The organism is Actinoplanes sp. NPDC048967, assembly GCF_040649415.1.
Lineage (GTDB): Bacteria > Actinomycetota > Actinomycetes > Mycobacteriales > Micromonosporaceae > Actinoplanes.
Window position 1 is genome coordinate 589089 of sequence record NZ_JBEZFL010000001.1, and the last position, 13899, is coordinate 602987.

At 72.2% G+C, this 13899-nt stretch carries 12 protein-coding genes; 5 read left to right on the forward strand and 7 right to left on the reverse strand.

Annotation, left to right across the window (positions count from 1 at the left end):
• Positions 1-111 precede the first annotated feature (111 nt).
• Positions 112-993, forward strand: coding sequence for a dihydropteroate synthase (folP, locus tag AB0C12_RS02840; protein WP_360543460.1), 882 nt, complete (start codon positions 112-114; stop codon positions 991-993).
• Here folP and AB0C12_RS02845 read toward each other — a convergent pair.
• Genes AB0C12_RS02845 through AB0C12_RS02855 form a run of 3 tightly spaced genes read right to left on the reverse strand, consistent with a single transcriptional unit; the run spans position 981 to position 3024 of the window.
• On the reverse strand, positions 981-1895 hold the full coding sequence (locus AB0C12_RS02845; protein WP_360543462.1) for an LLM class flavin-dependent oxidoreductase: 915 nt from the start codon (positions 1893-1895) through the stop codon (positions 981-983). The two genes, folP and AB0C12_RS02845, sit on opposite strands and share 13 nt — an antisense overlap.
• 44 nt (positions 1896-1939) lie before the next feature.
• The gene (locus AB0C12_RS02850; protein WP_360543464.1) at positions 1940-2416 is read right to left on the reverse strand and encodes a MarR family transcriptional regulator; all 477 of its coding nucleotides are present in this window, start codon (positions 2414-2416) and stop codon (positions 1940-1942) included.
• A 35-nt stretch (positions 2417-2451) separates the two neighbouring features.
• Complete coding sequence (locus AB0C12_RS02855) at positions 2452-3024, reverse strand: TetR/AcrR family transcriptional regulator (protein ID WP_360543466.1); 573 nt, start codon at positions 3022-3024, stop codon at positions 2452-2454.
• Positions 3025-3097: 73 nt separating this feature from the next.
• Between AB0C12_RS02855 and AB0C12_RS02860 the strand changes: the two genes are divergently transcribed.
• Positions 3098-4543 carry a DHA2 family efflux MFS transporter permease subunit gene (locus AB0C12_RS02860; protein WP_360543468.1) on the forward strand — a complete coding sequence of 482 codons (1446 nt, stop codon included), beginning with the start codon at positions 3098-3100 and terminating at the stop codon, positions 4541-4543.
• A 188-nt stretch (positions 4544-4731) separates the two neighbouring features.
• On the forward strand, positions 4732-6411 hold the full coding sequence (locus AB0C12_RS02865; RefSeq protein ID WP_360543470.1) for a discoidin domain-containing protein: 1680 nt from the start codon (positions 4732-4734) through the stop codon (positions 6409-6411).
• A 77-nt stretch (positions 6412-6488) separates the two neighbouring features.
• Here AB0C12_RS02865 and AB0C12_RS02870 read toward each other — a convergent pair whose 3' ends face one another.
• From AB0C12_RS02870 to AB0C12_RS02880, 3 genes are all read right to left on the reverse strand, one after another.
• The gene (locus AB0C12_RS02870) at positions 6489-7352 is read right to left on the reverse strand and encodes an MBL fold metallo-hydrolase (RefSeq protein WP_360543472.1); all 864 of its coding nucleotides are present in this window, start codon (positions 7350-7352) and stop codon (positions 6489-6491) included.
• A 74-nt stretch (positions 7353-7426) separates the two neighbouring features.
• The gene (locus tag AB0C12_RS02875; protein ID WP_360543474.1) at positions 7427-8308 is read right to left on the reverse strand and encodes a helix-turn-helix transcriptional regulator; all 882 of its coding nucleotides are present in this window, start codon (positions 8306-8308) and stop codon (positions 7427-7429) included.
• Between the two features lie 94 nt (positions 8309-8402).
• On the reverse strand, positions 8403-10232 hold the full coding sequence (locus AB0C12_RS02880) for a LamG domain-containing protein (protein ID WP_360543476.1): 1830 nt from the start codon (positions 10230-10232) through the stop codon (positions 8403-8405).
• A gap of 230 nt (positions 10233-10462) precedes the next feature.
• Between AB0C12_RS02880 and AB0C12_RS02885 the strand changes: the two genes are divergently transcribed.
• Both AB0C12_RS02885 and AB0C12_RS02890 read left to right on the forward strand, forming a co-directional pair.
• Positions 10463-11470 carry a LacI family DNA-binding transcriptional regulator gene (locus AB0C12_RS02885; protein ID WP_360543478.1) on the forward strand — a complete coding sequence of 336 codons (1008 nt, stop codon included), beginning with the start codon at positions 10463-10465 and terminating at the stop codon, positions 11468-11470.
• A 147-nt stretch (positions 11471-11617) separates the two neighbouring features.
• Positions 11618-13321, forward strand: coding sequence for a DUF1996 domain-containing protein (locus AB0C12_RS02890; RefSeq protein WP_360543480.1), 1704 nt, complete (start codon positions 11618-11620; stop codon positions 13319-13321).
• Between the two features lie 17 nt (positions 13322-13338).
• On the opposite strand, the gene AB0C12_RS02895 is transcribed toward AB0C12_RS02890, so the two are convergent.
• Positions 13339-13818: a MarR family transcriptional regulator gene (locus AB0C12_RS02895; RefSeq protein WP_360543482.1), complete on the reverse strand. Its 480-nt coding sequence runs from the start codon at positions 13816-13818 to the stop codon at positions 13339-13341.
• Between the last annotated feature and the right edge of the window lie 81 nt (positions 13819-13899).

Here is a 13899-nt window from a genome sequence, read left to right on the forward strand (position 1 = left end):
CGTCGGCCACCGCGTGTCCCGCTTCCGTCACGCCTTGCACCTTAGAGCAGCAGCGATCATCGGCGGGAGCCCGAATTCGGGCGATGTTCACAGCCCGGTTAGTCTCCGGTCGTGACTGCCTTCGCACCCCCGCTGATCTGCGCCGAACGCGTCATCGGGGGACGCGCGCACGACTTCTCGCGCCGGGTCACGGTGATGGCGATCGTCAACCGCACGCCCGACTCGTTCCACGACCGCGGCCGCACGTTCGCGCTGGAGAAGGCGACCGGGGCGGTGCGCGCGGCGGCCGACGCCGGGGCGGACTGGATCGACATCGGCGGGGTGCCGTTCGCGCCGGGGCCGGAGGTCAGCGCGGCCGAGGAGCTGGATCGGGTCCTGCCGGTGGTGGAGGCGGCGCGCGGGCTGGCCGTGGTCTCGGTCGACACCTACCGGCCGGAGGTGGCGCGGGAGGTGATCGCGGCCGGCGCGGGGGTCATCAACGACACCTCGGGTCTGCGCGACCCGGCGATCGCCGACGCGGTGGCCGGCACCGACGCGTCCCTGGTGATCACCCACAGCCTGGCCGCGCCGCGCACCCTGCACCCGAGCCCGCGGTACGCCGACGTGACCGCGGAGGTGGCCGGGTTCCTGCGCGAGCGGGTGGCGCTGGCGCTGTCCCGCGGCGTCCGGCCGGAGCAGATCATCATCGATCCGGGTCACGACCTGAACAAGAACACGTACCACTCGCTGGAGCTGACCCGGCGGCTGAGCGAGATCACCGCGATCGGCTATCCGACGCTGGCGGCGCTGAGCAACAAGGACTTCATCGGCGAGACCCTGGACCGCCCGCAGCAGGAGCGCCTGGTGGGCACGGTCGCGGCGGTGGTCTTCTGCGTGACGCAGGGTGCCCGGATCGTGCGGGTGCACGATGTGCGCGCGGCAGTGGACGCGGTCCGGATGACCGAGGCGATGCTGGGTCTGCGCGGCCCGGCCTACGCCCGTCACAACATCTGAGCGGCGACCGCCTCGCGGACCGCCGGGGCGATCTCCTCGGCCCAGCGCCCGAGGGACACCTCGTCCGTGGGGCCGTGACCGGCCGCGAAGAGGGTGAAGCCGGCCGCGTCGTGCTCCAGCACCGCCCCGGTGAGCTCCTCGATCCACTGCTGCACCGAGCCGCCGCGCCACCGCCCGGCCTCGTCGCGCGGGGCGGTCAGCGGGCGGTCGGTGATGGCCCCGGGCAGGTTGAAGACGGTGCGGATCTCGCCCGGATCGCGGCCGACGGCGGCGGCCGCCTCGTCGATGACGGGGCGCGAGGTCCGGTAGCGCTCGCTGAGCCAGTCGGCGGCGTGTCCGGGGATCCAGCCGTCGGCGACCCGTCCGGTGGCCGCGAGGGACTTCGGGCCGACCGAGCCGGTCCACACCGGCGGCGCGGGCACGGGCGCGGCCTCCAGCTCGTGCACCTGGTAGTACCGGCCCTCGTGCGTGACCGGCGGCCCACCACCGCACAGCTTCCTGATGAGGACGATCGCTTCCTCGAACGCTTCGACGGCCTCACCCGGGGAGAGCCGGGGCACGCCCAGCTGCGCGATCCGGTCCCACAGACCGCCCGCGCCCACGCCGAGCACCACCCGCCCGCCGGAGAGCGCCATGAGCGACGTCACCGTACGGGCCAGCATGGGAGCGGGCCGGGTCGGCAGGTTGGTCACGTTGGCCAGGGCGGCCAGCCGCTCGGTACGTCCCAGGACGAAACCCACCGCGGCGTACGCGTCCAGCCGCGCACCGAAGTAGGGGTGGTCGGACAGCGAGAGGTGATCGAGCCCGGCCCGGTCGGCCTGCCGGGCGGCCCGCACCAGGGCCGGCCCCTCGGTGATGCCGTGGGGTGCGCCGAAGCCGAAGACAACCCGGGCTCGGGACATGGCAGTGCCTTTCCGATGGCCTATAGTTCGCGGCACGAACTGTATTAGTTCGTGCTACGAACTGCAACCTCCGGCTCCAGGAACACCTCGGGGACCTTGTTGTCCCGGATGACAGCGCCGAGCAGCCCGGACAGCGCGTCGCGTCCGGCGTCGTCCAGGCCCGCGGCCAACCGCGCCACCCGGCGGCAGGTCTCGGCATAGAACCCGGCGGCGAGCCGGCTGCCGTGCGGGGTCAGCGCGACCCGCACCGCCCTCGTGTCGCGGGGATCAGGCTCGCGCCTGACCAGCCCGTTGCGTTCGGTGCGGTCCACCAGGCCGGTGAGGCTCGACTTGGCCAGGGCGAGCATCGTGGTCAGCTCACCCATACCGCGCGGCCCGCTCATCAGCACGCACAGCAACTGTCCCTGCTGCGGGGTCAGGCCGTGCTCCCGCCCCGATTCCGCATAGACCGCATTGACCAGGAACGTGGCCCGCACCAGGGCGGCCACCACCCCGATCCGGCCCTCGTCCGCACTGTCCACCGGGCCATTGTAGGCGGGAACATTCGTGGCACGAACTATGCCGGCGCGGGCCCGAGCCAGCCCTTCTTCTCGTTGTGGACGCCGATCAGCTCGGTCATCCACGGCTCGCGGGGCACCGCGTCCGGGCCGATGATCTGCAGGACCCCCAGCACGGTGAGCAGCATGCCGGACGCCAGGAAGCCGCGGGCCTCCTCCTGGTCAGCGCCGGTCAGCTCCCGGACCGTGCGGTAGATCCGGCCGAAGCAGGCCCGCACCGTGGGCCCGAGCGCCGGATCGGCACCGGCGGCGAAGGCGTGCAACAGCACCGTGATCAGGTCCCGCTCGGCCAGCAGGTCGTCGTAGGCGATGCCCAGGCTCTCCAGATCCGCCCGCTCGGCGGCGGCCTGCCGGAAGCGCTGCTCCACGCGGTCGGTGGCGTGCTCGGCGGCGGCCAGGAACAGCGCCTGCTTGGTGCCGAAGAGCCGGATCACGTACGGCTGCGAGACGCCGGCCAGCCGGGCCACCTGGTCGGTGGTGGTGCCGGCGTAGCCACCGCGGGCGAAGGCGGTGACAGCGGCGGCCACCAGCTGCTCGTGGCGCTCCTCGGCGGTGAGACGGGTCCTGGTCACGTTGACAGGTTATCAGTTGATAACTACGGTGGGCGGCAGCTAGTTATCAGTGAATAACAACTAGGGAGATCCGATGTCCACCCAAGCGGCTGCGCCCGGCCGGCCCCGCCCTCTCGCCGCGGTCCTGGCCGCCGTCGGCATCCCGATTTTCATGGTCACGCTGGACAATCTGGTGGTCACCACGGCGCTGCCGGTGATCCGCGCGGACCTCGGTGCCTCGGTCACCGACCTGCAGTGGTTCGTCAACGCGTACACGTTGCCCTTCGCCGCCTTCCTGCTCACCGCGGCCGCCATCGGCGACCGAATCGGCCGCCGCCGGATGTTCCTGGCCGGGATCGTGCTGTTCACGCTGGCGTCGGCCGCCGCCGCACTGAGCACCGAGTCGTGGATGCTGACCGCGTCCCGCGCGGTGCAGGGCCTGGGCGGCGCCGCGGTCGCCCCGCTGTCGCTGACCCTGCTGGCCCAGGCGGTCCCGGACCGGCTGCGCAGCGCGGCGGTCGGGATCTGGGGCGGCATCAGCGGTCTCGGGGTCGCGGTCGGCCCGGTGGTCGGCGGCGCCGTGGTCGAGGGTCTCGACTGGTCCTGGATCTTCTGGCTCAACGTACCGGTCGGCGTCGTGGCCGTGCTGCTGGCCGCGACCGTGCTGCCCGAGTCGCGCGGCGGTGCCGTCCGGCTCGACCCGCTGGGCCTGTTGCTCTCCGCCGCCGGCATGCTGCTGCTGGTCTGGGGCGTGGTGGACGGTCCGGACCACGGCTGGTCCTCAGCCCGGGTGCTGTCCATGCTGGCCGGTGGCGCCGTGCTGCTCACCGCGTTCGTGGTCTGGCAGCGCCGCAACAGCGCGCCGATGCTGCCGCTGTCGCTGTTCCGCTCGCGGGGCTTCAGCCTGGTCAACGTCGTCACGCTGACGTTCTCGGCCGGCACCTTCGGCGCGGTCTTCCTGCTGGCCCAGTTCTTCCAGGTGGTGCAGGGGCTGAGCCCGCTGGACGCCGGCATCCGCACCCTGCCGTGGACGATGGCGCCGATGGTGGTGGCGCCGCTGGCCGGCATCTTCGCCGACCGCCTCGGCGTGCGGAACCTGATCGTGGCGGGCCAGGCGCTGCTGGCCGCGGGCATCCTGTGGATCGCCCTGGCCATCACGACCGAGGTGAGCTACGGCGACCTGGTGATCGCGTTCGTGCTCAGCGGGGTCGGCATGGGGCTGACCTTCGCGCCGATCAGCACCATGGCCCTGGCCAGCGTCACGGCCCGCGAACGCGGCGTCGCCTCCGGGGCCAACAACACCATCCGCGAGCTGGGGGTGGCCGTCGGCATCGCGGTGCTGGCCTCCATCTTCACCTCCACCGGTGACTACACCAGCCGGCAGGCCTTCGTCGACGGGCTGGTCCCCGCGGTGATCGTCGGCGCCTGCATCGTGGCGGCCGGCGGCGTCGTGGCGTTGTGGCTGCCCCGCCACCCGGCCGCCAGGGCCGACGAGATCCCGCCGGGCGTGCCCGAGGCTGTGCCGGCCCTTTCGCATTGATCGCTCGACCGGCCGCGCCGGGGTCCGATCGTGGGTCCCGGCGCGGCCAGGCGCATTCTTGCGGGCGAGTATCACGATTGTTTCAGAAGTTGGTTCAACTATTGCGGGACTGTGTCGTGCGCTGTCACGATGACCGTCGATCCGACATCCCCCTCCATCCCTAAGTCGGATCGGATCGGAGCATCCCCGTGCCCGTCTCCCGCCGTACCGTGCTGTCCACGATGGCCGCCGGCTCCGCCGCGGCCGCCTCCCCCGCCCTGTTCGCCCGCCCGGCCGGCGCCGCCTCCCCGCCCGGCGACGTCGTCGGCAAGATCACCGTCGGCTACCAGGGCTGGTTCTCCTGCCCCGGCGACGGCGCCCCGATCGGCGGCTGGTGGCACTGGAGCCGCGACCGCTTCCAGCCGCCGTCCCCCGCCAACACCACGATCGTGTCCTGGCCGGATCTGACCGACCTGCAGCACGGCTACCCCACGGCCTACCCGAATCTCGGCAACGGTCAGAGCGCCCGGCTGTTCTCCTCCTACGACCAGCAGACGGTCGACACGCACTTCCGCTGGATGCGCGACTACGACATCGACACGGCGGCGCTGCAGCGCTTCAACCCGACCGGCGACGAGGGCCCGACCCGCGACGCCATGACGGTCAAGGTCCGCGGCGCGGCCGAGGCGACCGGCCGCAAGTTCTACATCATGTACGACGTCACCGGCTGGACCGCGATGCAGCAGGAGATCAAGAACGACTGGCTGACCAAGATGGCCGCGCACACGGCGTCACCCGCGTACGCCCGGCAGAACGGCAAGCCGGTCGTCTGCATCTGGGGTTTCGGCTTCGACGACCCCGGCCGCCCGTTCACCCCGGCCCCCTGCCTGGACGTCATCAACTGGTTCAAGGCACAGGGTTGTTACGTCATCGGCGGGGTGCCGACGTGGTGGCGCCAGGGCATCAACGACTCGCGCCCGGGCTTCGCCGACGTCTACCACGCCTTCCACATGATCTCGCCGTGGATGGTGGGCCGGGCGGCCACCCCGGCCGACCTGGACTCGTACTACGCCAACGCCAACGTCGGGGACTACGCCGACTGCCAGGCGCACGGCATCGACTACCAGCCCTGCGTGCTGCCGGGCGACCTGTCGTCCGGGCACCGCCGGCACGGCGACTACTACTGGCGCAGCCTCTACAACATGATCCGGCTCGGCTCCCAGGGCCTGTACGTGTCCATGTTCGACGAGTTCAACGAGGGCAACCAGATCGCCAAGACGGCACCCACCGCGGCGTACGTGCCGGCCGGTTCGGGCATCCGGGCCCTCGACGAGGACGGCACCGCCTGCTCGGCCGACTACTACCTGCGGATCACCGCCGACGGCGGCCGGATGCTCAAGGGCCGGCTGGCGCTGACCGCGACCCGCCCGACCCCACCGGTGCTCGGCGGCGGCCCCGGGCCGGGCCCCGACCCGGCGCGCGACCTGGCCGCGGGCCGGCCGACCGCGGAGAGCAGCCACACCCAGGTGTACGGCTCGGGCAACGCCGTCGACGGCAATCCGAGCTCGTACTGGGAGAGCGCGAACAACGCGTTCCCGCAGTGGCTGCAGGTGGACCTGGGCGCGTCGACGCCGGTGTCCCGCCTGGTCCTGCGCCTGCCACCCGGCTGGGAGACCCGCACCCAGACCATCGCCGTGCAGGGCAGCACCGACGGCGGCGCGTTCACCACCCTGTCCGCCGCGACGGGCCGCACGTTCAACCCGGCCGGCGGCAACCAGGTGACGGTGACCTTCCCGAGCGCCACGGTCCGCTACGTCCGGATCACCGTGACGGCCAACACGGGGTGGCCGGCCGGTCAGCTGTCGACGCTGGAGGCGTACACGGGATAGCCCCTCTGCGGCTTCCATCCTCAGCCGCAGGGACCCGGGGTGGAGGGCCGGTGCCGGCCCTCCACCCGGTGGTCGCGTCAGTAACGAGGGAACGGCGCCCACTGCTTGACGGCGAACGCGTCGCCGCGGTGGCTCACCTCGAAAGCGCTGTGGCCGCTGATGTGCGCCGGCAGCACCAGCGCACCGGCGTCGGCCGCCCATCCCAGCAGCCGGCGACGGCTGACCCGGGCCGCCGCGGGGTCCTCGCAGAAGCAGCTGTTGTGCTCGGGGTACAGCAGCTGCAACGGCGTGTGCAGCAGGTCCCCGGCGAACAACGCCCGGTCGTCACCCGAGCTGAGCTTGATCACGGCGGAGCCGGGCGTGTGCCCGGGCGCCGCCGCCAGCCGCAGGTTCGCGTCGATCACGTACGTGTCCTGGAAGAACCGGGCCTGACCGGACTCGTGGACCGGGACGACGCTGTCCTCGAAGGCGTCGCCCGCCGTCCGGGGCTGGTAGTCCGCCCGCGGCATCAGGTACGTGGCGTTCGGGAACGTCGGCACCCACCGCCCGTCCACCAGCCGGGTGTTCCAGCCGACGTGGTCGGCGTGCAGGTGGGTGTTCACGACCAGGTCTACGTCCTCCGGGCGTACCCCGGCGGTCGCGAGCCGGTCCAGGAAGTCCCGGTCAAGGTGGTCCCACATCGGCACCGACGGGCGGGTCTTGTCGTTGCCGACGCCGGTGTCGACCAGGATCGTGCGGCCCTCGCTGCGCAGCAGCCAGGTCTGCATGGCCGCGTGCACCAGGTCGTCGCCGGCCCCGAGGTGGTCGGGCACCAGCAGGTCGCGATGCTCCGGCCAGGCGTCCGCCGGCAGCTCCGGGAAGAAGGCGCCCGGCGCCATGATCGGCCCGTGCATCTCCTCCACACGGGTCACCGTGACGTCGCCGAGCTTGATCTCGTGCATGGTCGCTCCAGAGGGGTTGAGGGCGTACGGGGTCCGGCGCTCGTCGTCGGAGCACCCGCGGAGAGAAGGAAAGGTCAGTCGGTGAGCGCCCGCTCGGCCGGCACAGTGCCGCTCGTCGCCGTGCTGTGCACCAGCAACGTCAACGCCGTCTGGGACGGCGACCCGGGTTCGGTGGTCGCGACCACCAGGACCTGCGCGTGTTCGGTGCGCAGGGTCTGCTGGGTGACCGTGAGAGCGCCGACCAGCGGGTGGCGCATCTCGTAGACGGCGTCGCCCAGGGCCTTGACCCGGTGGTCGGCCCACATCGCGGCGAACTGCGGACTCTTCATCGACAGCTCACCGACCAGCCCGGCGAACAGCGGGTCGTCCGGGAAGTGCCCCGAGGCCATCCGCAGCGTCGCCACCACGGCGCGGGCCTTGGCCGGCCAGTCGGCGTACAGCTCGCGGGTGTGCTCGTCGAGGAAGACCAGGCGGGCCATGTTGGGCCGGTGCCGGCTGTCGGGGGCGGCCACGTCGAGGTGCCCGGCGAACAGGGCGTGCCCGGCGGCGTTCCAGGCGAGCACGTCACTGTGCCGGCCCAGCACCACCACCGGTACGTCGCCGAGCGCGCCCACCAGTTGCCGGACCGCGGGCGTGACCCGTTCCGGGGCGGGACGGCGTCGCGTGGTGCCGCCGCGGGTCCCGGCGGCCAGCTCCCGCAGGTGGGCGCGTTCGGCGTCGTCGAGCCGCAGGGCCCGGGCGATCGCGTCCAGCACCTCCGGTGAGGCGTTGGACGACTGGCCCTGCTCCAGCCGGGAGTAATAGGACGCGCTGACCCCGGCCAGCAGCGCCAGCTCCTCGCGGCGCAGACCCGGCACGCGGCGCCGGTCGCCGTACGTGCTCAGCCCCACGTCCTGGGGCCGCAGCTGCGAGCGCCGGGTCTGCAGGAACTCGCCGAGCTGTCGTTTCGCGTCCATGGCACCGAGTATGGGCAGCCCGTACGGGGGCCGGCCACACCCTGCCGGTGGGAGGCACGGCGGTGGGACCCGCCGTGCCTCCCGGATGCGGCTGTCAGCCGACGCTGATCCAGACGTCGTCGAGGCTGCCGTGGAACTGGTCGTTGTTCACGCCCGTGCCCTTACCGCCGATGCTCAGCGGCTGCGCGGTGACGACCTCGAGCGTCGCCGGCACCGTCGCGCTCGCGCTCTCCTTGTCGTCGACCAGGATGCTCAGCGTGGTGCCGGTCCGCCGGCACTCGATGGTGTGCCAGTCGCCGTCCGCGACCGACGTCTGGCTCTTGGCGACGTGGATGGCCGGGTCGGTCTTGTCGCTCAGCACGCAGCTGGGCTTGCCGGAGATGCCGTCGACCTGGAGCTTGTACTGGCCGCCGGCGGTGGAGTAGCCCTTCTGCATGACGTTCTCGCCCGACGAGGTCTCGGCCGGTGAGAGCAACACGTTCGCGCCGTACCGCAGGTCCTTGCGGCCGGGGTTGAGGTCCGGCACGTCGGTGGCCTGCAGCACGACCCGGGCACACGCGGTGCCCGCGCACTTGGCCGGGAAGGCGATGCCCTGCCCGGCGCCGTGCGGGACGGTCCTGACCGCGCCGCCGTTGACCGCCAGGGCCTTGAGCAGGTGACCGTGGCCGGAACCGTCGTCGAACGTGCCGTCGGTGACGGTGGAGTCGAAGTTGTACGACGCCACGTACGGCGACGCCGGGGCGACCGGCCCCGCCTCGGGCGAGTTCGGGCCCCCGAAGGCGGCGTAGCGCTTCTGCGCGGAACCGGCCACCGTGGTGAAGTCACCGCCGATGCCGAGCAGGCCGATGGCCGGGTTCGCGGCCAGCGTCCGGACCCCCACCACCCCGTTGGCCTGCGGCGCCCAATCGGTCAGGTTGCCGGCACCGTCCACGGCGGCGAGCTTGACCCGCGGTACGGAACCGTCGGTGCAGACGCCCTTGACGCCGTTGTTGGTCGTGGTGCAGGCCTTGTCGAAGTGGCCGCCGACGTATGTCGTGCCGTCGAGGGTGGCGATCGCCTGCGCGTCGCCGTCGAAGACCCGGGTCCAGCGGGCCGCGCCGCCGAAGGTGTAGGCGACGGCCCGGCCGCCCTGGCCGCCGAGGGCGGCGTACACGCCGTTGGCGTCGGCGGTCAGCGCGAAGACCTGCGAGACCGGCTTGGGCAGGAAGCTCTTGTCCAGCTGCGCGGTGCTGCCGTCGACCGCGGTGAGCCGCAGCGTGGAGCTGACCCCGTTGGTCTTGTGGAAGCCGCCGCCCAGGTAGACCCGGTTGCCGTAGACGGCCAGCGCGTTCACGGTGTTGTCGGTGGTCGGCGCCCAGCCGTCGAGCGCGCCGGTGGCCAGCGAGAACGCGGCCAGATTGGTTCGCGGCGCGCCGTCGACGGAGGTGAGCCGGCCGGCCATGTAGAGCCGGCCGTTGCCGACCGCGAGGGCGTTGGGCTGGCCCAGCACGGTGTGCTTGAGGGTGGTCGGCTTGCCGGTGCCCGCGTCGATCGCGGCGACGGCGTCGCGGGCCATGCCGGCGACCTTGTCGAAGTCACCGGCGGCGTAGACGGTGGTGCCGTCGACGGCCAGGGCCCGCACGGTGGCGTCGGCTCCGGGGTTCCAGGCCAGCAGAGCGCCGGTCCGCGCGTCGTAGGCCGCGAGCCGCTGCCGGGCCACGGTCTTGCCCCCGATCAGGGCGCCGGTGAAGTTGCCGCCGACGTAGACCACGTCACCGCGGTGCGCGAGCGCGTACACCGGGCCGTTGAACGACGGCGACGGTGCCGGTCGGCCCGACACGACCTCGGCGAGGGCGACACCGCCCACGGCGGCGACGACGGTGGTGACGCCGACGAGGACCAGCCGGCGTACGACAGATTTTCGGCCATTTCGGTTATTACGCACAACGCAAACTAACGGCGCCCACGCCCAAAGGACGCGAGCGCCGACCCGGCAAACGGCTCGGATGATCCTCCGAAAGGCCACAAAAGGTACGGCGATCATCCGACGGGGTGACGGGAGAGACGGAGTCCGGGCGCGATCTGTATTCGCGAGCCCTAATACGTTTCATGTTTTCCGCGAAGGACTGTGGAATACTTCCGAAAACTGCATCCGAAACTTACGAGGAGACGCCAGTGGCCCGCGTGACCATCGCCGCGATCGCCCGCGAAGCCGGGGTCTCGGTACCCACGGTCTCCCGGGTGCTCAACGGCCGCGCCGACGTGTCGCCGCAGACCCGCGAGACCGTGGAGAACCTGCTCAAGCAGCACGGATACCGGCGGCGGGCCTCCCGCCAGCAGGCCGGCAAGGCGGCTCTGGTCGACCTGGTCTTCAACGACCTGGACAGCCCGTGGGCGGTCGAGCTCATCCGGGGCGTCGAGGACGTCATGCACACCTCCGGGGTCGGCACGGTCGTCTCGGCGGTGCACCGCCGCAGCACCGCGACCCGGCAATGGCTGCAGAACCTCTACGCCCGGGCCTCCGACGGCGTGATTTTCGTTACTTCCGACGTGAGCACGCCGGTCTACGCGGAGCTCCAGCGGCTCAACATCCCGGTCGTGGTGATCGACCCGGCCGGCGGCGCCATGGTCGACGTACCGACGATCGGCGCGACCAACTGGGCCGGCGGCCTGTCCGCGACCCAGCACCTCGTGCAGCTCGGACACCGCCGGGTCGGCTTCGTCGCCGGCCCGAAGAACCTGCTGTGCAGCCGGGCCCGGCTGGACGGCTACCGCGCGGGCCTGGAGGCCGCCGGGCTCACCCCGGACGAGGGTCTGATCCGCCAGGGCGACTTCCTCTACGACTCGGGCTTCGCCGGCGGCGCGTCGCTGCTGGCCATGGCCGACCCGCCGACCGCGATCTTCGCCTCCAGCGACACGATGGCGCTCGGCGTGCACGAGGCGGCCCGGCAGCGCGGCCTGCGCGTGCCGGACGACCTGAGCGTGGTGGGCTTCGACGACCTGCCCGAGGCGCGCTGGGCGTCGCCGCCGCTCACCACGGTCCGGCAGCCGCTGGCCGAGATGGGCGGCCTCGCCGCCCGCAGCATCCTGCGGCTGGCCCGCGGCGAGGAGATCCAGGCGCCCCGGATCGAGCTGGCCACCGAGCTCATCGTCCGCGACAGCACCCGCCCGCCCCGCGACTGAGACGCAACGCAACCACCTCACCACACACGGCGACCGGATCTTACCGACCGGTGACGCCACCTCCGCGAACCGATCGGCGTCGATCCTCCCGGCGTATCCACCGGCGCAGCGGGCCGTCCGGCCTGCCGCGTCCGGAGGGAAATCACCATGAGGGTCAGCAGCAGGACCAGTCGGGCACGGCTGGTCGCCGTCGCCGCCACACTGATCGTGACCGCGGGAGCCACTGGCTACTTCGTGTCCAGCGGCGGCAAGGGCGAGGCCTCGGCGGAGACCAGCCTCGCCGACTACGTGCCCATCGCCAAGGTGGCGCCGAACGTCGTGACGCCGAAGCCGCGGCGGGGAGCCGCCACCGGCACCTTCACCGTGGACTGCGGCACCAACGGCAACGGCAAGTTCAGCCCGGACAACCCCGTCGCGCAGCCGGGCATCAAGAACGGCGCCGAGCACGTCCACGACTTCGTGGGCAACCAGGCGATCACCGCGGACACCCCGGACGAGGCCCTGGCCGCCGCCGGCACCACGTGCCGCAACGGTGACAAGTCCTCGTACTTCTGGCCGGTCGTCCGGATCGACAAGGCGGTCCGGGCCGATACCGCGGCGGCGCTGCCCACGACCGTGCCGACGGTCTCCTGCCCCCAGGTCCGCGACAAGCTGCCCGCCGTCCCGGCCGGGTCCCGGGCGGCGGTCGACCGGCAGCTCGCGAAGCTGGACCGGAGCCTGGCCGCGGCCAACGACCGGATCGCCGCGAGCCGCGGGCAGATCGACGCCGGCTTCAACAACTCGGTCATCAAGCCGCTGCGGGCGGAACGGGCCCGGATCCTGAAGAAGCTCAGCGCTCTGCTCAACGGCCGGTCGGGGCGCCTGGTGTCACTGGTGGAGTGCGAGGTCAGTTACGACGGCCTGCACGCCGGGCACGGCACCGCGGCCACGCGCAGCGTCGCCAACCCGAACGTGCGGTGCCCGTCGGTGCGGGACAAGCTCCCGGCCGTACCGGATCAGGCCCTGGCCGAGGTCGACCGCAACCTGGCCGAGCTGGACCGGCAGATCGCCCAGGCGGACGAGCGCCTGGTGCAAGCGCCGGGCGACGGCGGTGTGCTGGGCGCCCTGCAGGCCAAGCGGACCGCGACGATCGACCGGATCGTCATCGCCATCAGCCGCCGCGCCGCCCGGCCGGCCGGGCTGGACCAGCTCGCCGCCTGCACCGTCGGCAAGGGACAGGACGCCCCGCCCCCGGCCGCGGGTGGCGGCAAGCAGCCTCCGGCCGCGGGTGGCGGCAAGGAACTCCCGGCGCCCAGCGGCCCGAACCTGGAACTGCCCGGCAACACCGGCGCCATCGTCCGCCCCGCCGCCGTGCTGATCGAGTACCGCGGCAACGCCACCGCCAAGGTCACCCCGATGCCGCGCTTCCTGCGGGCGCTGACCGGTGACGCCAAGCCCACCAGCCGGGGCCCGGCCAACGCCCGCGCGACCTGGACCTGTTCCGGCTTCGCCGACCGGCTGTCGGACAAGTACCCGATCTGCCCGGCCGGCAGCAAGGTGATGCGCGTGCAGGACTTCCCCGGCTGCTGGAACGGCCAGGACATCGACAGCGACAACCACCGTGCGCACCTGGCCTTCGCCGACCGGGCCGGTTCCTGCCCGCGGGGTTTCCGGGCCATCCCGCAGCTGCGGATCAGCATCTCCTACGACATCCCGCGCGACGTGCAGGAGAAGGGCCAGTACGCGCTCGACTCGTTCCCCGAGGAGAACCACAACCCGTTCTCGGACCACAACGACTACGTCAACGTCAACACCGACCGGCAGATGAGCAAGATCGCCGCCTGCGTCAACAGCGGCCGGCGCTGCGGCTGAGCGCGGCCGGGGGCGGATCAGCTCTCGCCGGACAGGTCCCGCATGAGCCAGCCCGGCGTGTCCAGCCGGACGGTGTTGCCGGCGAGCAGCCGGCCGAGGGTCTCCTCGAGCGCCTTGACGGAGTCCGTCCCCACCTGCTGTTCCCACTGCCCGCGCAACTCGTCGAAGATCGCTTCCCCCTCGCGCAGCATCGCGAGCCCGTGCCCGGTGACCGTCAGGCGGATCCGCCGCCGGTCGGCCGGGTCGGGCTCGCGCCGCACGAACTCGCGCTCCTCCAGCCCGGCGATCGTCTTGGCCGCGGACTGCTTGGCCACGGACATCCGCCGGCCGAGCTCGGAGGCGCTGTCCGCGCCGGACAGGATCGCCCGCAGCGCGAAGTCGTGCACCGGCCGGACGTCCCGGTAGCCCCGCGCGGCGAGCTCGGCCGTCGCGCGGTCGGCCAGGTCACGGAATCCGCCCAGCAGGAGCAGAGCGAGGTCGGCGCCGGATCGGGACATGCGGGCAGCCTAAGCCTTTGACAAAGACAGCCTGGGTGTCTACCTTAATCGACACCTAGGCTGTCTATCTGAGGAGCCAAC